The organism is Microbacterium hominis NBRC 15708, from assembly GCF_001592125.1.
Classification (GTDB): domain Bacteria; phylum Actinomycetota; class Actinomycetes; order Actinomycetales; family Microbacteriaceae; genus Microbacterium; species Microbacterium hominis.
In genome coordinates this window covers 65,949-87,045 of record NZ_BCWI01000013.1, presented here as the reverse complement: position 1 = coordinate 87,045, position 21,097 = coordinate 65,949, and the positions used below count along the sequence as shown (strand labels likewise).

17 protein-coding genes are annotated in these 21,097 nt (G+C 72.2%); 3 read left to right on the top strand and 14 right to left on the bottom strand.

Going from position 1 to position 21,097, the window contains the following annotated elements:
- Positions 1 to 40: 40 nt before the first annotated feature.
- The 5 genes from MHO01S_RS11235 to gabT all read right to left on the bottom strand — a co-directional run bounded on the left by MHO01S_RS11235 (position 41) and on the right by gabT (position 6,822).
- A complete protein-coding gene (locus MHO01S_RS11235) occupies positions 41 to 1,498 on the bottom strand; it encodes an NAD-dependent succinate-semialdehyde dehydrogenase (RefSeq protein WP_060959219.1) in 1,458 nt (485 codons plus the stop codon).
- Entirely contained in the window at positions 1,495 to 3,057 is a 1,563-nt protein-coding gene (locus tag MHO01S_RS11230) for an APC family permease (protein ID WP_060959220.1), read from the bottom strand. The genes MHO01S_RS11235 and MHO01S_RS11230 overlap by 4 nt, the downstream gene beginning before the upstream one ends.
- The gene (locus MHO01S_RS11225) at positions 3,054 to 3,944 is read right to left on the bottom strand and encodes a universal stress protein (RefSeq protein WP_060959221.1); all 891 of its coding nucleotides are present in this window, start codon (positions 3,942 to 3,944) and stop codon (positions 3,054 to 3,056) included. The genes MHO01S_RS11230 and MHO01S_RS11225 overlap by 4 nt, the downstream gene beginning before the upstream one ends.
- Positions 3,941 to 5,302, bottom strand: a complete 1,362-nt coding sequence (locus MHO01S_RS11220) for a flavin monoamine oxidase family protein (RefSeq protein ID WP_060959222.1) — start codon at positions 5,300 to 5,302, stop codon at positions 3,941 to 3,943. The genes MHO01S_RS11225 and MHO01S_RS11220 overlap by 4 nt, the downstream gene beginning before the upstream one ends.
- A gap of 152 nt (positions 5,303 to 5,454) precedes the next feature.
- Complete coding sequence (gene gabT, locus MHO01S_RS11215) at positions 5,455 to 6,822, bottom strand: 4-aminobutyrate--2-oxoglutarate transaminase (RefSeq protein WP_061782322.1); 1,368 nt, start codon at positions 6,820 to 6,822, stop codon at positions 5,455 to 5,457.
- A 153-nt stretch (positions 6,823 to 6,975) separates the two neighbouring features.
- Between gabT and MHO01S_RS11210 the strand changes: the two genes are divergently transcribed.
- The 3 genes from MHO01S_RS11210 to MHO01S_RS11200 all read left to right on the top strand — a co-directional run bounded on the left by MHO01S_RS11210 (position 6,976) and on the right by MHO01S_RS11200 (position 10,230).
- Positions 6,976 to 8,511, top strand: a complete 1,536-nt coding sequence (locus MHO01S_RS11210; RefSeq protein ID WP_061782321.1) for a helix-turn-helix domain-containing protein — start codon at positions 6,976 to 6,978, stop codon at positions 8,509 to 8,511.
- Positions 8,512 to 8,584: 73 nt separating this feature from the next.
- The gene (locus tag MHO01S_RS11205; RefSeq protein ID WP_061782320.1) at positions 8,585 to 9,259 is read left to right on the top strand and encodes a response regulator transcription factor; all 675 of its coding nucleotides are present in this window, start codon (positions 8,585 to 8,587) and stop codon (positions 9,257 to 9,259) included.
- Positions 9,256 to 10,230: a sensor histidine kinase gene (locus MHO01S_RS11200; RefSeq protein WP_061782319.1), complete on the top strand. Its 975-nt coding sequence runs from the start codon at positions 9,256 to 9,258 to the stop codon at positions 10,228 to 10,230. The genes MHO01S_RS11205 and MHO01S_RS11200 overlap by 4 nt, the downstream gene beginning before the upstream one ends.
- A 40-nt stretch (positions 10,231 to 10,270) precedes the next feature.
- Here MHO01S_RS11200 and MHO01S_RS11195 read toward each other — a convergent pair whose 3' ends face one another.
- From MHO01S_RS11195 to MHO01S_RS11155, 9 genes are all read right to left on the bottom strand, one after another.
- Complete coding sequence (locus MHO01S_RS11195; protein ID WP_061782318.1) at positions 10,271 to 11,098, bottom strand: FAD:protein FMN transferase; 828 nt, start codon at positions 11,096 to 11,098, stop codon at positions 10,271 to 10,273.
- Positions 11,095 to 11,616, bottom strand: a complete 522-nt coding sequence (locus MHO01S_RS11190; RefSeq protein ID WP_061782317.1) for an FMN-binding protein — start codon at positions 11,614 to 11,616, stop codon at positions 11,095 to 11,097. Before MHO01S_RS11190 ends, MHO01S_RS11195 begins: the two co-directional genes overlap by 4 nt.
- Positions 11,617 to 11,636: 20 nt before the next feature.
- Positions 11,637 to 13,061, bottom strand: coding sequence for a ferredoxin reductase family protein (locus MHO01S_RS11185; protein WP_061782316.1), 1,425 nt, complete (start codon positions 13,059 to 13,061; stop codon positions 11,637 to 11,639).
- A 93-nt stretch (positions 13,062 to 13,154) separates the two neighbouring features.
- Entirely contained in the window at positions 13,155 to 14,288 is a 1,134-nt protein-coding gene (locus tag MHO01S_RS11180) for a LacI family DNA-binding transcriptional regulator (RefSeq protein ID WP_061782315.1), read from the bottom strand.
- Positions 14,289 to 14,318: 30 nt separating this feature from the next.
- Positions 14,319 to 16,199 (bottom strand): glycoside hydrolase family 3 protein, encoded by a 1,881-nt coding sequence (locus tag MHO01S_RS11175; RefSeq protein WP_060960396.1) that lies wholly within the window; start codon positions 16,197 to 16,199, stop codon positions 14,319 to 14,321.
- Positions 16,200 to 16,230: 31 nt separating this feature from the next.
- On the bottom strand, positions 16,231 to 17,091 hold the full coding sequence (locus MHO01S_RS11170) for a carbohydrate ABC transporter permease (RefSeq protein WP_060960395.1): 861 nt from the start codon (positions 17,089 to 17,091) through the stop codon (positions 16,231 to 16,233).
- Positions 17,092 to 17,103: 12 nt separating this feature from the next.
- Positions 17,104 to 18,057, bottom strand: coding sequence for a carbohydrate ABC transporter permease (locus tag MHO01S_RS11165; RefSeq protein ID WP_060960394.1), 954 nt, complete (start codon positions 18,055 to 18,057; stop codon positions 17,104 to 17,106).
- Positions 18,058 to 18,062: 5 nt separating this feature from the next.
- Positions 18,063 to 19,325 (bottom strand): extracellular solute-binding protein, encoded by a 1,263-nt coding sequence (locus tag MHO01S_RS11160; protein WP_060960393.1) that lies wholly within the window; start codon positions 19,323 to 19,325, stop codon positions 18,063 to 18,065.
- A gap of 170 nt (positions 19,326 to 19,495) precedes the next feature.
- Positions 19,496 to 20,977 carry a helix-turn-helix transcriptional regulator gene (locus tag MHO01S_RS11155; protein ID WP_060960392.1) on the bottom strand — a complete coding sequence of 494 codons (1,482 nt, stop codon included), beginning with the start codon at positions 20,975 to 20,977 and terminating at the stop codon, positions 19,496 to 19,498.
- Positions 20,978 to 21,097 lie beyond the last annotated feature (120 nt).

The following is a 21,097-nucleotide window of genomic DNA, read 5'->3' as shown; positions in this document are numbered from 1 at the left end:
TTCTCCGTTCGTGTCGGATCGTGCTCGGTTCGCGTTCGGATCAGGTGGCGGGGATCAGCGTGTACTTCGTCGACAGGTACTCGTGGATGCCCTCCAGGCCGCCCTCGCGCCCCATGCCCGACTGCTTGACGCCGCCGAACGGTGCCGCCGCGTTGGACACGACGCCCGCGTTCAGCCCCATCATGCCGGTTTCGAGGCGGTCGATCATCCGCAGGCCCCGGGCGAGGTCCTCGGTGAAGACGTAGGAGACGAGGCCGTACTCCGTGTCGTTGGCCAGGCGCACCGCCTCGTCCTCGCTCCCGAACGTCGCGATCGCCAGCACCGGGCCGAAGATCTCCTCGCGCAGGATGTCGCTGCCGGCGGCGACGTCGGTGAGCACCGTGGGGGCGAAGAAGGTCCCGGGTCCGTCGATGGCCTCGCCACCGGTGAGCAGCCGGGCTCCGCGGGAGACGGCATCCGACACCAGCGCCTCGGTGCCGTCGACCGCCTTGCGGTCGATGAGCGGGCCGATCTGCACCCCGTCCTCCGTGCCGCGTCCGACGCGCATGGCGTCCACGCGCGCGGTGACGCGTCGGGCGAACTCCGCCGCGACGGACTCGTGCACGATGAAGCGGTTCGCGGCGGTGCAGGCCTGCCCGATGTTGCGGAACTTCGCGAGCATCGCCCCGTCGACCGCCTTGTCGAGGTCGGCGTCGTCGAAGACCACGAACGGCGCATTGCCGCCGAGCTCCATCGACACCCGGAGCACGCCCTCGGCCGCCTGCGCGATGAGCTTCTTGCCCACCGGCGTCGATCCCGTGAACGACAGCTTGCGCAGGCGGGGGGCGGCGATGATCGGTGCCGAGAGTGCACCCGAGCGCGTCGTGGTGACCACGTTGACGACACCCGCGGGCAGACCCGCCTCGACGAGCAGGTCGACGAAGGCGAGCGTCGTCAGCGGGGTGAGCTCGGCGGGCTTGACCACCACGGTGCACCCCGCGGCGAGCGCGGGAGCGATCTTGCGGGTCGCCATCGCCAGCGGGAAGTTCCACGGCGTGATGAAGAAGCACGGTCCCACCGGGCGCTGGCTGACGATCATCCGCCCGGTGCCCTCCGGGTTGGAGCCGTAGCGGCCGGCGATGCGCACCGCCTCCTCGCTGAACCAGCGCAGGAACTCGCCGCCGTAGGTGACCTCCCCGCGCGCTTCGGCGAGGGGCTTTCCCATCTCCAGGGTCATCAGCAGGGCGAACTCGTCGGCGCGGGCGGTGAGCAGGTCGAACGCCCGGCGCAGGATGTCGCTGCGCACGCGCGGAGCGGTGGCCGCCCACTCCTCCTGCGCCGCGACCGCGGCGTCGAGGGCACGGATGCCGTCCTCGGGCGACGCGTCCGCGATCTCGACGAGGGTGTCGCCGGTCGCCGGATCGACCACCGGGAAGGTGCCGGCGGAGCCGTCCACCCACTCCCCGGCGATGAACAGTCCGCGGGGAACCTTCTCGAGCAGTGCGCTTTCGCTGATCAACGTGCGGCCTCCTTCAGGCGACGGGTGCTGGCGGGGGCGTCCGTGGACAGCGTCTCGCCCCGGAAGAAGGCGGGGCGCTTCACGAACTGCCAGATCATGAGGACGATGCCCACCACGATGATGAGCATGCCGAGGATGAAGACGATCCCGACGCCGCCGACGTTGGCCCCCGACCCGTAGGCCGGGTCCATCGAGTCGAACAGCGTCGTGAAGAACAGGACGGCGAGGATGGCCCCGCCGACGAGCGGGAACAGGAAGGTGAAGAAGACGTTGCGCACCGAGTCGAACCACTGCTTACGGAAGTACCAGACGCAGGCGAATGCCGTGATGCCGTAGTAGAAGCAGATCATCATGCCGAGGGTCAGGATCGTGTCCCACAGCGTGTTCTCGCTCACGACGCGCATGACGGCGTAGAACGCCGAGGCGACGATCGCCGAGACGATCGTGGCGAAGCCCGGCGTGAAGAACCGCGGGCTCACCCGGGCGAACGCGGGCGGAAGCGCGCCGTAGTGCCCCATCGACAGGAGCGTGCGCGCGGGTCCCACGAACGTCGACTGCAACGACGACGCCGAGGAGGTGAGCACGGCCAGCGACACCAGGAACGCCAGGGGACCGAGGATCGGCCCGGACAGGTGGAAGAACACGTTCTCTTGGATGCCCTCGTTGCCGAGGCCGAGCTCGCCCGTGCCGACACCGGCGTACATGATCATGGCGACCGCGAGCAGCAGGTAGATCGAGACGATCGTGAGCACCGTGATCGTCGCGGCGCGGCCCGGGGTCTTCTCGGGATCCTTCGTCTCCTCGTTCATGGTGAGGGTGACGTCCCACCCCCAGAAGATGAAGATCGACAGCGACAGGCCCGCCGCGAACGCGCTGAACGAGCCGACGGCGAACGGGTTGAACCAGCCGATGTCGAACGGCTGGAAGTCGAAGCCCTTGCCGCCCACGGCCTCCACGATCGCCGCGATCGCGAAGAACAGCAGCACGGCCACCTGGAAGGTGACCAGCACGTACTGCAGCTTCTGGGTGGTCTGCATGTCGCGGTAGGAGATGAAGGTCGCCGCCAGCATGAACAGCAGGCACACGCCGACGTTGATCCAGGTGTTCGCGGCCAGGTCGGCGATCTCCGCGTTGCCCGTGACCTGCGACAGCAGCAGGAACAGGAAGTCGACCGCGACGCCGGCGAGGTTCGACAGCACGAGGATGGTCGCCACCACCAGGCCCCACCCGGCCATCCACCCGACCCACGGGCCGAACGCGCGCGCCGCCCAGGTGAAGCTGGTCCCGGCATCCGGCATGCGGTTGTTCAGCTCGCGGTAGCCGAAGGCCACCAGCAGCATGGGGATGAAGCCGACGAGGATGATCGCCGGGATCTGTGCGCCGACGGCGGATGCCGTGGGCCCCACGGCCGCCGTGAAGGTGTAGGCCGGGGCGATGCACGAGATGCCGATGACGACGGCGCCGATGAGACCGATCGTGCCGGCGCTCAGCCCTTTGCTGGACAGGCCGCCGGTCTCGGCGGGCACGGCCGGCGCGTCGGATGCGGAGGGTGCGCTCATCGTCGAGCCTCCTCGGAGTGGGAACGGGTGCGGGGGACGACGATCACCGGGACGGTGATCTCGTGGAGCATCTTGGCCGCAGTGGAGCCGAGGAACAGCCGTCGCGGCTGGGCGAGTCGGCTCGAGCCGACCAGCACGACCTCGCCGGGAAGCCAGTCGAGGTACGACACCGCCTCCTCGATGCTGTCGCCCGCGGCGACCGCCACGTCGGTGCGCAGGCCGGCGGGAAGCTCGGCGCGCGCCGCGGCGAGCACCTCGTCGGCTTCGGTCGTGCCGGCGATGCGGATCGCCGCGGTGTCGGCCGACGGCGGCAGGTCGACCGGCAGCAGCGAGAGCAGCCGGACCGGCGCGCCGATGGCGCCGGCGAGCTCGGCCGTCTCGGTGATCAGCGCGTCGGCGCCGGGTCGGGTGCCGATCGCCACCGTCAGACGTGCGATGCCGGTCTCCGGCGCGATCTTGCGCGCACCGCGCGGCACGAGCACGACCGGCACGTCGGAGGAGTGCAGCAGCTCGGTCGTCGTCGAGCCCAGACGGTGGCGGCCGCGCGAGCCGCCGTCGGCGGCGCCGACCACGATGTACGAGGCCCTCAGCTCGTCGGCGAGGGTCACCAGCCCCTCGGCGAACGACTCCGCCGGCCGGACGTGGGCGTGCGCCACGACGTTCGCGGGGATGCGGTCGATCGCCTGCGCGATCCACGTCTGGGCCTGCGCGTGCAGGTGACGGTCGTAGCCGGCATCCGGCGGGGTGATGACGCTGCGGTCCGCGCTGGGCAGGATGATCGCGACGTCGAGCACGGCGTCCAGGGCCGCCGCGAGCCGCGCGGCGAACGCGACGGCGTCGCGACCGGGCTTGGTCGCGGTGTAGCCGACGACGAGGTGACCGCTCATGCGCGGATCTCGTCGAGGATCTGTTGCGCCGCGACGCGTCCCATCCGGATGGCGCCGTCGACGTGCTGGTAGCCCGCGCCGGCCATGTCGCTGCAGGCGAAGTGGATCGGCCCGACGGGCGTGCGCAGGTCGGCGCCGTAGCGGTGGAGCCCGCCGAGGTCGAAGGATGCCGCGTACGCGCCGCGCGTCCACTCCTCGCTGCCCCAGTCGCTCTCGTAGTAGACGACGGGGTCCTTCGCCTCGGGGCCGTAGTAGTGGCTCAGCGACTCGAGGATGCGCTCCTTGCGCTCCGCGGCGCTGAGGCGGAACAGGTCGTCCGCGGTGCGGTCGGACACGAAGCCGACCAGGGTGCCGCGCTCGTCGCCGTGGTTCGTGTTGTCGTAGGCCTCGTGCGAGAGCTCGTAGGGGCTGAACGCGGTGCCGGACAGGCCCTTCTCGCGCCAGAAGGGCGTCTCGTACACGGCGTGCACCTTGATGACGAAGCCCATCGAGATGTGCTGGTGCATCTGGTGCTGCAGACGCGGCAGCGGCGGGACGAACGAGATGCGGTTGTAGAGCACGGGGGCCAGCGCGAGGATCGCGTGACGGGCCCGCACCGTCACCCCCTCGGCGACGGCGACGACGCCTTCACCCTCGGTGTACTCGAGGGTGCGCACCGGCTGGCCCAGGAAGACGTCGTCGCCCAGGCGCTCGGCGAGCAGCAGCGGCACCTGCTGCAGACCGCCGACGACGCGCTTGTCGAGGATGAAGTCGGCGTCGACGAGGTGGGTGTAACTGCCGGCGGATGCCGCCATCAGCAGCGACTGCAGCAGCGAGAACGAGTGCGTCGGCTTGGTGAGCATCGCCGAGCCCGTCGGGAAGGCGAGGTTGCGGATGGCCTCGTCGTCGTCGGTCTGCTCGCGCAGCCAGGCATCCCAGGAGACGGTGTCCCACTCGGCGGCCTTCGGGTGGGCCCACGGGCGGTCGGGGTCGATCTCGGCGACCATCGCGTCCAGGCGCGCGGTCACCTCGGCGATGATCCGCTCGGTCTCGGCGCTCACGGGGAACATGTCGCCGGTGTAGCGGTGGGCCACCCCGTCGGGTCCGATGTAGACGCTGTCGCCCTCGCGGTAGCGGTCGAAGGTCTCCAGGCCCAGCTCCGCGATGGTCTCCTTCAGCGCGTCCTGGTCGGGCGAGACCCACTGGCCGCCGATCTCGAGCATCGCGCCTTCGATCGTGTCGGTCCACAGCCGGCCGCCGACGCGATCGCGCGCCTCGAGCACGGCCACCGACAGACCGGCCTTCTTGAGCTGGTTCGCGGCCGTCAGGCCCGCCGCTCCCGCTCCGATGACGACGACGTCACGTGTGATCTCGGTCATGGTATCTCCTCTGTCGTGGGTCCGGTTGCGTGGTGCTCCCGCACGATGTCCCAATAAGCGCTGTCACAGTGGCCTCTGGAAGACCGAAAGTGGGACATCGCCGGGCGCAAGTGGGACATGGGGTGGGGTGATGGCGTGGTGCCGGGGCGGGCTCAGTGGGCGGCGACGGCGGCGTGGGCGGCGACGGCGGCGGCGACCACGTCGACGCCCTCGGCGAGGAGGTCGTCCGAGATCGTCAGCGGCGGCAGGAAGCGGATGACGTTGCCGTAGGTGCCGCACGTGAGGACGATGACGCCCTGCGCGATCGCCGCTTTGGCGACCGCCGCGGTCAGCGCGGCATCCGGTGCCTTCGTGGCGGGGTCGACGAACTCGACGGCGATCATGGCGCCGGCGCCGCGGACGTCGCCGATGCGGGCGTCGGAGCCCTGCAGCGACTCGAAGCGGGCACGGAGGATCCCCCCGATCTCTCGTGCCCGCTCGAGCAGCCCGTCGTTCTCGAACGCGTCCATCGCGGCGAGCGCGGCGGCACAGGCCACGGGGTTGCCGCCGTACGTGCCGCCCAGACCGCCGCCGTGGGTCGCGTCCATGATCTCGGCGCGACCGGTGACCGCCGCCAGCGGCATGCCCCCGGCGATGCCCTTCGCGGTCGTGATGAGGTCGGGGACGATGCCGAACAGGTCGCTCGCGAACATCTCGCCGGTGCGGGCGAAGCCCGTCTGGACCTCGTCGGCGATGAAGACGACGCCGTTCGCGCGGCACCAGTCCACGACCGCCGGAAGGAACCCCTCGGCGGGGACGATGAAGCCGCCCTCGCCCTGGATGGGCTCGATGATGACGGCGGCGAGGTTGTCGGCGCCGATCTGCTTCTCGATCAGCGAGATGGCCCTGGCCGCGGCGTCCGCACCGCTCAGGCCGTCGCGGAACGGGTAGGACGCGGGCACCCGATAGACCTCGGAGGCGAACGGCCCGAAGCCGCTCTTGTACGGCATCGACTTGGCGGTGAGGGCCATCGTCAGGTTCGTGCGGCCGTGGTAGGCGTGGTCGAAGGCGACGACGGCCTGACGTCCGGTCGCCTTCCGGGCGATCTTGATCGCGTTCTCGACGGCCTCGGCGCCCGAGTTGAACAGCGCGGACTTCTTCTCGTGATCGCCCGGGGTCAGCCGGTTCAGCCGCTCGGCGACGGCGACGTAGGACTCGTAGGGCGAGATCATGAAGCACGTGTGGGTCATCTGGGCGACCGCGGCCTGCACGGCCGCCACGACGCGCGGGTTCGCGTTTCCGACGCTGGTCACCGCGATGCCGCTGCCGAGATCGATGAGCGAGTTCCCGTCGGCATCCACGACGACCCCGCCGCCCGCGGCGACGGCCTCGATCGGCACCGTGTGCGCGACACCCGCGGCGACGGCGGCGCTCTTGCGGGCCAGCAGCTCCTGCGAGCGGGGGCCGGGGATGCTGGTGACGAGGCGGCGCTCCTGCGCCAGGGTCGGTCCGCCGACGACGGCGCTGTCGATGATGCTCATGCCGGGAGCGTATGAGCCGCGAGCCCCGCGTCACACCTTCCGCCGTGTACATTCTGAGTCGAAGGGCATACATCGCGTACAGCGGGGTGCGCCCGTCGACCCGCAGACCGCACCGCCGCGCGCGGCCCCGCAGCGCGCCGAGGAGGCCCCGCCGTGACCGATCCGCAGCCCACCCTGCGCGCGCTCCTCGCGCGCCGCGACCTCGATCTGCGCCTCGCGTCGGATCCGGACGACCTCGACGCGGGAGCGCTGGAGGCCCCGCTGCGGTGGGTGCACAGCTCGGACCTCGCCGATCCGACGCCCTTCCTGGCCGACGACCTCCTGCTGCTGACCACCGGCACCCAGTTCGTGGGGGCGGGCCCCGCGCCCGACGGCGACCTCGACGGGTACACGGCCTACGTCGCACGGCTGCGCACCCGCGGCGTGCGCGGCCTCGGGTTCGGCACCGAGGTCGTCCGCGACGGCATCCCGCCCGCCCTCGTCGAGGCGTGCCGCGCCGAGCGGATGCCGCTGTTCGAGGTGCCCTACCGCACCCCGTTCATCGCCCTCGCCCGCGCGAACGCGGAGGCGATCGCCGCCCAGGCGTACGCCCGGCGCACGTGGGCGCTCTCGGCGCAGCGCGCCATCTCGCTCGCCGCCCTGCGCCCCGACGGGCTCGCCGCGACGGTGGCGGAGCTCGCAGCGCAGCTCGGCGCGTGGGTCGGGCTGTTCGATGCGGCGGGCACGCTCACCCAGAGCGCCCCCTCCGACGCCCTCGATGAGGCCACGCTCGCGGCGCTCGCGACCGAGGCCGGGGCCGTCCTCCGCCGCGGCGCGCGCGCCGCCTCGACCCTCGACATCGGCGACCGTCACGTCACGATGCAGACGCTCGGCCGCGGCGGCCACCTGCGCGGCCTCATCGCGATCGTGGGCGCCGACCTCGATCTGGAGGGGCGCAGCGTCGTGACCTCGGTGATCGCGATGGCCGGGCTCGCCCTCGAACAGAACGTCGGCCTCGGCCGGGCCCGCTCGGCCCTGCGCACGGGCCTGCTGCAGACACTGCTGTCCGACGACCCCCAGCTGGCCCGACGGGTGTCGCGGGAGCTGTGGGGCCCGCTGCCGGCGGCGCCCGTCGTGGTCGCGGTGGCCAACGTCTCCCCCGGGCGTGCGGACGCCGCCGTCGACTGGCTCGAGCTGCGCGCGGCCGAGCGCGGCGGCCTCTTCTACGCCCGCAGCTCCGACGGCATCGTCCTCGTCGAACCCGCCGGCGACGAGCGGGCCGCCGAGGCGCTCTCGGGGCTGCTCGACGCCGCCGTGGGGGTCTCGGAGCCCGCCGAGTACGCGGCGTTCGCGCGGGCGCACGCGCAAGCCCTCACCGCGCTGCGCACCGCCGCGCCCGGGCGGGTGGGGCGCTTCGCGGATGCCGCCGGCGTGCTGTCGAGCCTCGACTCCCCCGCCGCGCGGGCCCTGGCGGACGCGCGCCTGCGCCCCCTGCGCACGCACGACGCGGCCCACGGGACGGCGCTGATCGAGACGGTGCGCACGTGGCTGGCGCACGATGCCCGCATCGACGAGGCGGCGCGCAGCCTCGGCATCCATCGGCACACCGTGCGCGCCCGCGTCGCGCACGCGCAGCAGCTGCTCGGCGTGGACCTGTCCCGGTTCCCGGCACGGGCGGAGCTGTGGGCCGCGCTGGTCGCGTCGGACTGAGACGCGCGCGGGATTCTTGGCGGACTCTTGGCGTGCGTGTGGGTGGATGATGGCGGACAGGAACGGAGGACGCATGTCGCGCGACGGTGCCCGACCACGGCTGCTCTACGTCGAGGACGACCCGACGATCGCCGGGATGACCGTCGAGGTGCTCTCGGAGGTCTATGAGGTCACGCACCTCACGGACGGCCGCGCGGCCCGCGACCGCGCGCTGGCCGAACGCTTCGACGTGCTCGTGGTCGACCGCCGCCTGCCCGGGCTCGACGGCGTCGAGCTGGTGCAGGCCGTGCGCACCGCCCGCCTGACGACACCGGTCCTGCTGCTGACCGCGCTGGGCGCCGTGTCGGATCGGGTCGACGGCCTGGATGCCGGGGCCAACGACTACCTCGTGAAGCCCTTCGACTTCGACGAGCTGCTCGCGCGGCTGCGCGCCCTGGTGCGCGGCCACCGGGCGGAGGGGCGGCGGCGCCACCTCGGCGACTGGACCTTCATCGCCGAGTCGGCAGCCTTGTACGGTGCGGGCGGGGAGCGCATCGCCCTGACGGCGACGGAGGCGCGGCTGCTCGCTCTGCTCGCGGAGAGCCCCGAGCACGTGTTCTCGCGCGACGAGATCCTCGGTGCCGTCTTCTCCTCGGACGATGCGCTCAGCTCGGTCGACACCTACGTCCACTACATCCGCCGGAAGGCGTCGCCCGAGATCATCGAGACCGTGCGGGGCCGCGGCTACCGCGCCGGGAGCAGCGCATGAGCGACGACGCCGACCGCCGCCGCCTGCACCGCGCGGCGCTGAACGTGGGCGTCCTGGTGGGCGTCGCCTCCGCCGTCGTGGTGACCGCCGGCGTCGCCGTGCTCGTCTCGATCCTGCTGCTGTCGGCGCGCCCCGAGGCGCACCGGGGCGGCGGGGACGCGGGCCGACCCGGCCCGGACGGCGACCGGATCGTGGTCGACGTCGACCACGTGCTGCCCTGGGTGATCGCGCTCGGGGTGGCGGGCGTGGTGCTGCTCGCCCTCGTCGCCTGGTTCGCCGCGCGGCGGGCGGTCACTCCTCTCGCCACGGCGCTGCGCCTCCAACGGGGGTTCGTGGCCGACGCGAGCCACGAGATGCGCACGCCGCTGACGGCCCTCACGAGCCGGGTGCAGATCCTCGAACGGCGCCACCGCCGGGGCGAGGACCTGACGGCCACCCTCGCCGCGCTGCGCTCCGACGCGGCCGTGATGGACGAGGTGCTCACCGACATGCTGCTGACCGCGGAGGGCAGCGCCTCGGAGCGCACCCCCACGCCGGTGGCGGACGCGATCGCCGCCGCCACGGCGACCATCGCGCCGCTCGCCGAGGAGGCCGGGGTCGCGGTCGTCGTCACCGGCGCGAGCGCCGCTCTGGTCCGGATGCCGCGCGTCACCCTCACCCGGCTGTGCGTGGCGCTGCTGGACAACGCCGTGCAGCATTCGCCGACGGGGGCGACCGTCGAGATCTCCGCGGCGACGTCGGGCGACACCGTCGAGGTGCGGGTGCACGATGCCGGCGCCGGCATCTCCGACGCCGATCGCGACCGGATCTTCGAGCGGTTCGCCCGCGGTCCGGAGTCGGGGAGGCGGCGGGGCTTCGGTCTGGGGCTCGCACTGGTGCGCGAGGCGGCCACGACGGTGGGCGGCACGGTGGGCATCGAGTCGACCTCCTCGCGCGGGACGACGATGGTGCTGCGGCTGCCCGCCGCCTGACGACGGCTCGGCCCGCGCCCGGCCGCCTGCCGCGGCGCGATCAGGCCGCCGCGTGGACGACCGTCTCCACGCCCACGCCGCCGAGCCACCGGCGCACGCGGAGCGACGCGGGCTCGCCGCCGGGGCCGTCCGTCGCGGCGGCGACCAGTCCGGAGCGCAGCGGCGCACCCCACAGCCAGCCGAGGTCGTCGTCTGCCGAGACGGCGACCGCCGTCGCCCACGCGTCGGCGGTGGTGAGGTCGTCGGCGCCGACGGTGGCGCTGACGAGACCGGGCACCGGCTTGCCCGACCGCGGGTCGCGCAGGTGCGCTCCCCGCTCCGCCGTCCCCGACGTCGCCACGGCGCCGGCGCGCAGCTCGACTGTCGCCAGCAGCGCGCCCGGGAGGCGCGGGTCGGCGATGCCGACGCGCCACGACCAGTCCGCGTCGGCGGCCGTCCACACCCGCAGATCGCCGCCGACGTTGATCCCGACGGCCACGACGTCGCCGCCCTCGAGGAGGGGGACCAGGTGCGCGTCGGCGGAGCGGTCGGCCGCCCAGCCCTTCACGTAGCCGGTGGGATCGAATCCGCCGCGCCAGGAGGCGCTGAAGCGGCCGCCGGTGGCGGTCTCGAGCCGGGCGCAGGCCTGCGCCACCTCCCGCAGCCGCGGATCGGCGTCGGCGAGCGCCAGCTCCCCGCGACGCAGCCGTGAGACCTGCGAGGCGGATCGGAACGGCGAGAAGAGGGCGTCGAGCTCGCGCAGCGCCGCGATCGTGGATGCCGCGGCGTCCGCGGCACGCGGCGGCACGGCGCCCGCGGCGATCACGTGGATGCTGACGGTGGTGCCCATGACCGCGGCCGTCCAGGCCTGCCGCCGCGGCGCGTTCACGCCGCCGCCTGATCGATCGCCGACTGCAGCGACGCGATGTAGCCGTCGCTGGTGTAGGTCGCCCCCGAGACCATGTCGATGGCGGCGCTCTGGGCGGCCATCGTCTCCGAGATCAGGCGGGGCAGCGCGTTCTGGTTGATCTGCCGGTCGCGGCCGTTGCTGCTCGGGTACTGGGGGGTCTGCACGTCCGTGATGACACCGCCCGCCACCGTGATCTGCACCTGCACGGCGCCGTAGCGGGTGTCGGCGGCGGCGCCCGTGTAGGTGCCGTCGGCGAGGCCGGTGCCCGACGAGGCCGTCGCGGACGGTGTGGCCGCGGCGGCCGACGCGGTGGCGCGCGGCGTCGTCGTCGGCGTCGTCGCGGTCGGCGCCGTCGCGGTGCGGGCGGCGGCGGTGGCCGTGTCCGTCGCCGCGGACGCAGACGCGGACGCCTGATCCTCGGGCAACGACGTGCGGTAGCTGAAGAGCAGGACGAGCCCGCTCAGGGTCGCGAGTATCGCGTAGACGATCTTCTTCATCGTCGTCTCCTCTCCCGGCGTCAGACGCCGAAGGCTTCGCTGTGGATCCGGTCGGCGCTCACGCCCGCGGCGCGCAGGTCGCGCCGGACGGCGGCCATCCAGGGCTCGGGTCCGCAGAGGAACACGTCGTGCTCGTCGAGGGCCGGCACCAGCCGCCGCAGCAGCTCGGCGCCCCGTCCGTCGGCGAAGTGCGCCGGCATCCACGTGGAGCCCTCGACCCGCCGTGGGCCGTGGAGCGCGACGTGGCGGACGCCGCGGTCGCGCACGAGGCGGTCGATGGCCGCCGTCCGCATCGCCTCGGCCGGCGCGTGGTCGCGCGTCACGAGCGTCGCCTCCCCGGGAGCGTACGGCTCGGCCTCGAGCAACGCCACGAGGGGTGCGACGCCCGCGCCCGCGCCGAGCAGGAGCAGGCCCCGCCGGGTGCGCGCCTCCCCCGTGAACTCTCCGTACGGCCCCTCGATGAGCACGCGCGTGCCGGGGCGCAGCGTCGCCAGGCGCCGGGTGCCGTCTCCGACCATGCGGGCCGCGACGACCAGCTCCCCGCGGCGCGGGTCGGCGGCGAGCGACAGCGGGTGCCCCCTCGTCCAGCCGGGGCCGTCCAGGAAGCGCCACACGAAGAACTGCCCCGCGCGGGCGCCGAGCCGCCCGAGCCTGCGGCCGCGCATGCGCACCACGACGCCGACCGGGCCGTCGGCCTCCACGGCCGTGACGCGGATGCCGTGGCGTGCCGATCGCCACAGCGGAAGGCCGACCCGGTACACCAGCACCGCCGCCGCCGTGACGGCCCACAGCCCCCACCAGTAGACCTCGGCGAGCGGATGCGCCGCGAAGTCCGCGCCGGTCCACAGCATGTGCGGGATCGCGAGGCCCACGCCGAGGTAGCCGTACAGGTGCAGCAGGTGCCACGACTCGTAGCGCATCGCGCGGCGCGCACGGCGGATGCTCGTCACCACGACCAGCACCAGCAGGCCCGTCCCGGCGGTGGCGAGCAGCATCCCGGGATAGTTCCAGACGAAGTCCCACAGCTGCACGAACACGTTCACGTCCGCCTGCGCCGCGTAGCCGGCGACCAGCAGGGCGATGTGGGCCAGCAGCAGCCAGAACGACCAGAAGCCGACCCAGCGGTGCATCCGCGTGATCGCGTCGCGGCCGAACGCCCGCTCGAACAGCGGCACGCGCGCCATCAGCAGCACCTGGTACAGCAGCAGGTTCGCCGACACCAGGCCCGTGATGCGGCCCAGCGTGTTGAGGGTGTCGGCATCCCACGCGAGCAGATCCTGCACGGCGCCGCCGGCGACCCACAGCGCCACGACGAACAGGCTGGTCGCCCAGACGACGGCGATCGCGACGAGGCGCCGCACCGGTCGCCACGACCGGGCGCGCACGGCGGGTGCGGCGGCGACGAAGGTGGCTCGGGTGGCTCGGGTGGCGGCCTGGGTGGTCATGCGTCGAGCGTCGCCGAGCGGCTCTGAGACAAGGCCAAGAATCCGCCGCCCCGGCGGCATCCATAGGAACCTGACAGGAAGGCGGGCCGGAGCTCAGCAGCCGCAGCTGTGGCGGATCACCACGCGCGGGGCGAACACCGCATCGAAGCGCGTCTGCCCCTCCGGGAGCGGGCCGGCGGTGCCCGCCAGGATGCGCGCGGCGGCGCGGCCCATCGCCTCCATCGGCTGACGCACCGACGTGAGCGTCGGCGTGCTGAGACGACCGGCCAGGATGCCGTCGAACCCGGTGACCGCGACCTCGTCGGGCACCCGCACGCCGAGCGCGGCGAGGGCGTCCAGCGCCATCAGGGCGTGCTGATCGGTGGCGCAGACGAGCACGCGCGGCAGGGCACCGCTCGCGTGCAGCGCGCTCAGCTGCTCGACCATGCGGTGCGGACCGCGCACCGTCCCGTCGATCGGCTCGTCGCGCGGGCGCAGACCCCAGCGGGTCAGCGACGCACGGTAGGCGGCGAACCGCTCGGCGTTGTCGAAGCCCTCCTGCCGGCCGACGAACGCGACGTCGTCGTAGCCGTGATCGCGCACGAGATGATCCACGAGCGCGCTCATGCCGCCCGCGTTGTCCACGCGCACGCGATGGTGCGGGTCATCGCCCGGGGCGACGCTGAACAGCACCGTGGGTATGGTCGCGGGCATCCGCAGCAGCGCCGTCGGCAGCACGGGCGACGGGAAGATCGCCAGACCGTCGACCCGGCCCGCCGTGTCGGCCACCGAGACGTCGCTGTCGGAGCCGCTGGAGAGCACCACCGGCCGCCCCAGCATCCAGCACTCCAGCGCGAAGCCGCGCTGGACCTCGTCGACGTACAGCGGGAACGCGCGGGGATCGGACAGCGTCTCGTCGTCTGTCTGCGACCACGGGATGATGGCCCCGGCATCCAGCGGCGGACGGCGCGTGTCGGGCCGCGGCGGCGCGATGTCGCTCGGGTCGGCCCGCTCGAGCATGAGGTCGAACGCGTGCAGGCCCAGGATGCCGGTGCGACCGTTCGCGAGCCCACGGGCGGCGGCGCTCGGGGCGTAGCCGAGGCGGCGCGCCGCGGCCAGCACGCGCTCGCGCGTCGCCTCGCTGATGCGCTCGGGCCGGCGGAAGGCGAACGACACCGACGCGATCGACACGCCCGCCTCCTGCGCGACGTCGTAGACCGTCGGGCGACGCGAGCCGGCGTCACTCATGCGCAGCCCCTCCTCGTGTCCACGGCCGCCTCACGCGTCGGCGCGGCCTCCGACCCGCATCGGCAGCTCCAGGCCGAAGTGGACCGGGAAGAGGGGGTCGCCCGTATCCGACGGTACATCTTCGCGGGAGGAGCGCACGGCATCCATCGAGCGCGGCAGCTCGATCGGCAGGCGCCCCTCGGGGGCGATGCGGCCCGTGAGCACGTCGACGACCGCGCGCGACGAGCTGCCGAAGTCGACGACGATCGCCGACGCGAACGCCGCGAACGGGGTCAGGATGCCGGGACGGTCGAGATTGACCACGAGCACGAGCGGGCAGTGCGCGGCGATGCTCCTCATCCGGTAGACGCGGCCGGGCGGGAACTCCAGCGAGCCCTGGTGGAACCACGCCTCGAGGAAGAGGTCGTCGCGCGGCTCGAACGGCGCACCGAGGCGCACGAGCGCGAGATCCGCGTCGGCGGGGTCGGCGACGATCTCGCCCAGCTCGGCGACGTCCTCGGGGCGGAACCCCTCGACGTACACCCGGCGCCCGGCTCCGCTCAGCGGCAGCACCGGGTGATCCGCGCCCGGCGTCGGACGGTTCTGCACCACCGTCAGCGAACGCGCCTGCGCGCGCTCCCCCTCCGCCCGGAACTGCGCGTTCCCGACGATGCGCTCCGCCTCGTCGGGGTCGACGAACGGGTCGTCGAACAGGCCCAGCTGGAACTTCACGCGCAGGAGGCGAAGCGCGGACGCGTCGATGCGGGCCTCGTCGACGCGCCCCGCGCGCACGAGCGCGATCAGCAGGTCGACGCACTCCTCGCCGCCGAACTGGTCGGCCCCGGCATCCAGGATCTTGAGCATGCGTTCGCTCGGCGACAGCTCCTCGACGCCCCAGGCGCGCGCCGGCAGCACCTGGTCGCCGACATGGTTGTCGTTGACCAGCTCCCAGTCGGTGACGACGACCCCGTCGAAGCCGAGCTCGCCGCGGAGGAGGTCCGTGACGATCTGCCGGTTGTAGCCGAAGCCGACCTCTTCGATGGGCACCCCGTTGCGCTCCAGCCCGATCGGCATGCCGTAGTACGGCATCATCGCGGCGGTGCCGCGGCGGATCGCCTCGCGGAACGGCTCCAGGTGGTACTCGAACATGCCGCCCGGGTAGACCTGCTCGCGCCCGTAGGGGAAGTGCGCGTCTTCGCCGTCCTTCTGCGGACCGCCGCCCGGGAAGTGCTTTGTCGTGCACGCGACACTGTCGGGTCCGAGCGCGTCGCCCTGGAAGCCCTGCAGATAGGCGGCGGTGAACTCGGCGACCCGCCCGGCATCCTGCCCGAGGGTCTGGGCCTGCCGCCCCCAGCGGGGCTCGGTCGCGAGGTCGATCTGGGGGTGCAGGGCGGCGCGGATGCCGACGGCGCGGTACTCCTGCCGCGCGACGTCCGCGAACCGGCGCACCGTCTCGACGTCGTCGATCGCCGCCAGTCCGAGGCCCTCCGGCCACTGCGAGAACGGCCCGGCGGCGAAGCCCACGCCGGTGTTCTCGACGAACGCGTGCCGCGGATCGGTGCTGACGGTGACGGGCACCCCGTGCGGAGTCTGCGCGGCCAGGGCCTGCAGGTTGTTGTTCCAGACGGCGGCCTGCCGGGCGGAGCGGATGGCGTGCACGTTGAAGTGCGACAGGTGCTTGCCCCGGACGACCGTGGTCGTCGGCGACTTCGAGATGCGCCCGGGCGCCTCCAGCAGCTCGCCCTCCTCCCCCACCTCGATGACGGTCTGGAACATCAGCCCGCACTTCTCCTCCAGGCTCATCCGGGCCACGAGGTCGGCGGCGCGCTCGTCGGCGCTCAGGCGCGGATCCTCGTACGGATCCATCACCCCGTTGCCGTTGAGGTCGCGGAAGCGGGTGCCGTCGGGCGCGGTGAGATACGTGGGGGTCATGATTCTCTTTCTCGAGGCGGGTCGCGGGGGCTCACTTGAGCCCGGTCGTGGCGACGCCCTGGATGAAGTAGCGCTGCAGGAAGACGAACAGCAGCAGGATCGGCGCGATCACGAGCACGGACCCCGCCAGCAGCAGGCCGTAGTCGGTCGCGTTCTGTCCGGTCGAGTACAGCGAGAGCGCCACCGGGAGGGTGTACATGTTCTCGGTCTGGGCCGCGACGAGCGGCCACAGGAAGTTGTTCCACGACGCGAGGAAGGTGAGGATGCCGAGGGTCGCCAGCGGCGGCCCGCACAGCGGCATGACGACACGGGCGAAGATGCGCAGCTCCCCCGCCCCGTCGATGCGCGCGGCCTCGATGAGCTCGTCGGGGATGCCGAGCATGAACTGGCGCATGAGGAACACGCCGAGCGGCGTCGTGATGAACGGCAGGATCAGCGCCGCGTAGCTGCTGGTCAGCCCGAGCGAGGAGACCATCACGAACAGCGGCACGAAGGTGACGACGCCCGGCACCATGAGCGTCACGAGCACCACGGCGAACAGGATCTTCTTGCCGGGGAAGTCCATCTTCGCCAGCGCGTAGCCGACCATCGAGCAGAACACGAGGTTGCCGAGCACGGTCAGCAGTGCCACGACGATGCTGTTGGTGAAGAAGCGGCCGATGTCGAGCGGGCCGAACCACTGGGCGAAGTTGTCCCACGTGAACTCGCGCGGCCACCACGTGGGCGGGCGCTGCAGGATCTCGGCCTGGGTCTTGACGGAGCCCAGCAGCATCCAGGCGAACGGCAGCATCCACACGATGAGGCCGACGACGAGCACGGTGTAGGTGACGGCCCGGCCGGTGACGGCGCGGCGCGCGCGCCGCGTCGGGCGGGCGGTGACAGGAGCGGTCATGGCGGGGTCCTCTCAGTCCTTCGTCCGCAGCAGCCGGAACTGCAGCAGGCTCAGCAGCGCGATCGCGAGGAACAGGATGTAGCTGGCCGCCGAGGCGACACCGTACTGCCCGAAGCCGAACTGCTTGAACGTGTAATAGGCGACCGACAGGGTCGAGTCGAGCGGGCCGCCCTGGGTCATCACGAAGGCCTCCTCGAAGAACTGCAGGAAGCCGACCGAGATGAGCACGGCGCCCAGCAGCAGCGTCGGGCGCAGCATCGGCAGCGTGACCGCGGTGAGGCGCCGCCACGCCGAGGCGCCGTCCATCATGGCGGCCTCCTTGACGTCGGTCGGGATGGCCTGCAGGCCCGCCAGGAAGATCACCATCAGCGTGCCCACGTTGCGCCACACCGCCATCGCGATGAGCGACGGCAGCGCCCAGGTGGTGTCGTTGAGCCAGTCCGGCCCCTGGATGCCGACGACGGCGAGGGCGCTGTTGAGCAGCCCGTCCGGCTGCAGGATGTAGCGCCACACCACCGCGACGGCGACGATGCTCGTCACGACCGGTGCGTAGAAGCCGACGCGCAGGAACGAGACGATGCGCCCGCCGCCGGAGTTCAGGGCGAGGGCCAATGCGAGCGCGACGGCCATCGTCACGGGGATGCCGACGACGACGAACGTCGCCGTCACGCCCATCGACTTCAGGAACGTGGGGTCGGTCAGCACTTTGACGTACTGATCGAGGCCCACGAAGTCGACCGCGAACGGGGAGCGGATGTCCTGCGCGCGGAAGTCGGTGAACGACATCGCGAACGAGCCGACGATCGGCACGATCATGAAGACCGCGAACACGATCACGAACGGGAGCGCGAACCCCCACGCGATCCATCCCTGACGCCGACGCCGGGACGACCCGGGTCGGCGACCACGGCCGCGACCGGAGACGGCGGCGGCCGTTCCGGTCGCGGCCAGTGATGCCTGCGTCATCTCGATCAGCCCATTCCGAGGGCGTCGGCCTTGCTCTGCAGCTCCTTCATGGCGTCTGCAGGGCTCTGGGTACCCAGGCGCACCTTCTCGAGCACGGCGTCGCCCGCGGCGGCGACCTGCACCCACGTCGTGGTCGCCGGCACCGACTTCGCGGTCTCGAGCTGCGTGCCGAACGCGGCGAGCGTCGGCTGCGAGGCGAGGGCCTGCTCCTTCCACGCGGCCTGGACGGCGGGCAGGTCACCGGTCTTCTCGTACCACTGCGCCTGCGTCGTCGGGTCGGTCAGCCACTGCGCGAGCTTCCAGGCGGAGTGCGCGTTCTTCGAGTTCTTGAAGACCGTGAGGTTCGCGCCGCCGCTGAACGAGGTGGACGACTCCTTCGTGGGCAGCACCGCGGTGGTGAACTTGCTGGAGAAACCCTCCCCGCCGACCTTCTCGAGCGAGCCGATCATGAACGGCCCGTCGATGAGCATCGGGGTCGTGCCGGCGACGAAGTCCGCCTCCTGCGCGCCCGACGAGCGGTCGGCCGCCGGGTTGGCGATGCCCTTCTGGAAGAAGCTCTGGTAGTACTCGTACGCCTCCACCATCTGCGGCGTGTCGACGGTCCAGGTGTCGCCGTCGACGAGCGAGGCGCCGTTGGACCACGGCATCCACAGCGTGCCCTGGAACGAGTCGTTGCCGCCCGGCAGGCGGATGCCGTACTCGGCACCGGCCTTGGACTGCATGTCGGCGGCCATCTGGCTCAGCTCGTCCCACGTGGTGGGGGCCGTGGTCCAGCCCGCCTTCTCGGCGAGGTCGGTGCGGTAGTAGAGCACGCGGGTGTCGACGTACCAGGGCGCCCCGGTCATGCGGTCGCCCACCTGGGTCGACGCGACGGCGCCGGGGAAGGTCCCGGAGGTGTCGAGGTCGGTCGGCACGGTCTGGAACGCGTCGGCGAAGTCGGCCATCCAGGTCGAGCCCATCATGGCGATGTCGGGCGTCGTGCCGCCGGCGATGGCGGTCTGGATCTTGCTGTACGCGGCATCCCACGGGATCGCCGTGACCTCGACGGTGACGCCGGGGTTGGCCTCTTCGAACGTCTTCACGAAGTCGGGCAGCGCCTCGCCCTCCGCACCCATCGCCCACATCGTGATCGTGCCGGTGGCCGGCTCGCTTCCGATGGTCGTGGCGCTGTCGGGTGCGCTCGCGGCGTCGTCTGCGCGACCGCATCCCGCGAGCGCGAGCGCGCCGATGGCGACGAGAGCGACGGCTCCCAGCCGGACATGTTTCATGGTTCCTCCTCGAACGGGACACCCGCTGCGGTGTCGCTGGCCACTTTACTTATGCGCATAACCTTCGTCAAGACAGTGTCCCGCGAAACACCATCGACGCACCGAGACACCGCTGCGCGCGGCGTTTCTCGGTGCGCGAACGGTTTCTCGCCGACGGAGCGGCGAGCCGCTCAGTCGCGCGGAGCGTGCGCCTCGAGGAACTCGTAGAGGTCGGTCGTGTCGACGCCCGGGAACGAGCCGGTCGGCAGGGTCGCCAGCAGCGTCCGGGGCGTGCGGACGTTGGGCCAGGCCTGGTCGCGCCACTGCGACTCGAGCTCGGCGGGAGCACGGCGGCAGCACACCTCGACGGCATGGCGCGAGACGCCGCGGTTGGTGGTCTCGCGCCCGACGAACCACTTGGTGTCGTCGAAGCGCACCCCCACCGACACCGAGTGCGCGCCCTCGCTCGAGGCCTCCACGCGCGCGGTGCACCAGAACGTGCCGTTGCCGGTGTCGGTGTACTGGTAGTACGGGTTGAACTTGTCGGGGATGTCGAAGACGACCCGGCTCGTCCAGCGGCGGCAGCACAGCTGCCCCTCGATCGCCCCCAGGCGGTCGGAGGGGAAGTTCACGTCGTCGTTCTCGTACGCCTTCGTGATGGTCCCCGACTCGTGCACCTTCAGGAAGTGCACCGGGATGCCGAGGTGACGCGTGGCCAGGTTGGTGAAGCGGTGCGCCGCGGTCTCGTACGACACCGAGTACGCATCGCGGAGGTCCTCGATCGACAGCGCGCGGCGCGACTTCGCGTCGTGGAGCACCGGGACCGCGTGATCCTCGGGGATCAGCAGCGCCCCCGTGAGGTAGTTCGTCTCCACGCGCTGGCGCAGGAACTCGGCGTACGAGCGCGGCTCGGCGTGGCCGAGGATGCGACTCGCGAGCGCCTGCAGCACGGCTGTGCGCGAGTCGCCCTTCGCGGGCACCGTGCTCGAGAGGTACAGCCGCCCGTGCTTGATGTCGGCGACCGACCGCGTCGACGCCGGCAGGTCGGCGACGTAGTGCAGGGAGAAGCCCAGATGGGCGGCGATGTCCGACGCGGTGCGCTGCGTGAGCGGACCTCCGGGGTGGTCGACGGCGCGCAGGATGCCGCGGGCGTGCTCCTCCAGCTCGGCGAAGTAGTTGTCCTGCCGTCGCATGAGGTGGCGCAGCTCCACGTTCGCCCGCCGCGCCTCCTCGGGGGTGGCGGAACGCTCGTCGCCGAGCCGCTCGATCTCCCCCTGCAGCGCGAGCAGCGCCCGCAGGGCGTCGTCGGGGACCGACTTGCCGATGCGGAACGGCTCGATGCCGAGCGCCCGGAACGTCTGGCCCTTCATGGCGCGCTCGAGGGCGATCTCGAGGGTGGCGCGCTCATCCAGCGGCTCCGCCTCGAGGAGCTGGTCGACCGTCGCCCCGAGGGCCTTCGCGATGGTGCGCAGGAGGGTGAGCTTGGGCTCGCGCTTGCCCGTCTCGATCATCGACAGCTGGCTCGGCGCGCGCTCGACGGCCGCCGCGAGCTCGTCGAGGGTCAGGCCGCGGGCGGTGCGCAGCTGCCGGATGCGCCGGCCGATCGTGAGGGCGTCGGCCTCATCGTCGGCGGCGCCCGAGAGGTCGGCGAAGGGAACATCGACGTTCGTCATGTCCGGGATTGTGTCACAGAACGTGAACTTCGATCAATCTTCACAATGGATTTGGTTACTCCTGGCCTCAAACTTCACCCACAGTGGAGACACGAGCCACCGCCGGCCCCGCCCCGGCAT

What these genes read in the sequence shown, in the direction of transcription:
- MHO01S_RS11230 (WP_060959220.1), bottom strand. Translation starts at nt 3,057, where the DNA reads ATGAGCGCACCCTCCGCATCCGACGCGCCGGCCGTGCCCGCCGAGACC.
- MHO01S_RS11225 (WP_060959221.1), bottom strand. Translation starts at nt 3,944, where the DNA reads ATGAGCGGTCACCTCGTCGTCGGCTACACCGCGACCAAGCCCGGTCGC.
- MHO01S_RS11220 (WP_060959222.1), bottom strand. Translation starts at nt 5,302, where the DNA reads ATGACCGAGATCACACGTGACGTCGTCGTCATCGGAGCGGGAGCGGCG.
- gabT (WP_061782322.1), bottom strand. Translation starts at nt 6,822, where the DNA reads ATGAGCATCATCGACAGCGCCGTCGTCGGCGGACCGACCCTGGCGCAG.
- MHO01S_RS11205 (WP_061782320.1), top strand. Translation starts at nt 8,585, where the DNA reads ATGTCGCGCGACGGTGCCCGACCACGGCTGCTCTACGTCGAGGACGAC.
- MHO01S_RS11200 (WP_061782319.1), top strand. Translation starts at nt 9,256, where the DNA reads ATGAGCGACGACGCCGACCGCCGCCGCCTGCACCGCGCGGCGCTGAAC.
- MHO01S_RS11190 (WP_061782317.1), bottom strand. Translation starts at nt 11,616, where the DNA reads ATGAAGAAGATCGTCTACGCGATACTCGCGACCCTGAGCGGGCTCGTC.
- MHO01S_RS11185 (WP_061782316.1), bottom strand. Translation starts at nt 13,061, where the DNA reads ATGACCACCCAGGCCGCCACCCGAGCCACCCGAGCCACCTTCGTCGCC.
- MHO01S_RS11180 (WP_061782315.1), bottom strand. Translation starts at nt 14,288, where the DNA reads ATGAGTGACGCCGGCTCGCGTCGCCCGACGGTCTACGACGTCGCGCAG.
- MHO01S_RS11175 (WP_060960396.1), bottom strand. Translation starts at nt 16,199, where the DNA reads ATGACCCCCACGTATCTCACCGCGCCCGACGGCACCCGCTTCCGCGAC.
- MHO01S_RS11170 (WP_060960395.1), bottom strand. Translation starts at nt 17,091, where the DNA reads ATGACCGCTCCTGTCACCGCCCGCCCGACGCGGCGCGCGCGCCGCGCC.
- MHO01S_RS11165 (WP_060960394.1), bottom strand. Translation starts at nt 18,057, where the DNA reads ATGACGCAGGCATCACTGGCCGCGACCGGAACGGCCGCCGCCGTCTCC.
- MHO01S_RS11160 (WP_060960393.1), bottom strand. Translation starts at nt 19,325, where the DNA reads ATGAAACATGTCCGGCTGGGAGCCGTCGCTCTCGTCGCCATCGGCGCG.
- MHO01S_RS11155 (WP_060960392.1), bottom strand. Translation starts at nt 20,977, where the DNA reads ATGACGAACGTCGATGTTCCCTTCGCCGACCTCTCGGGCGCCGCCGAC.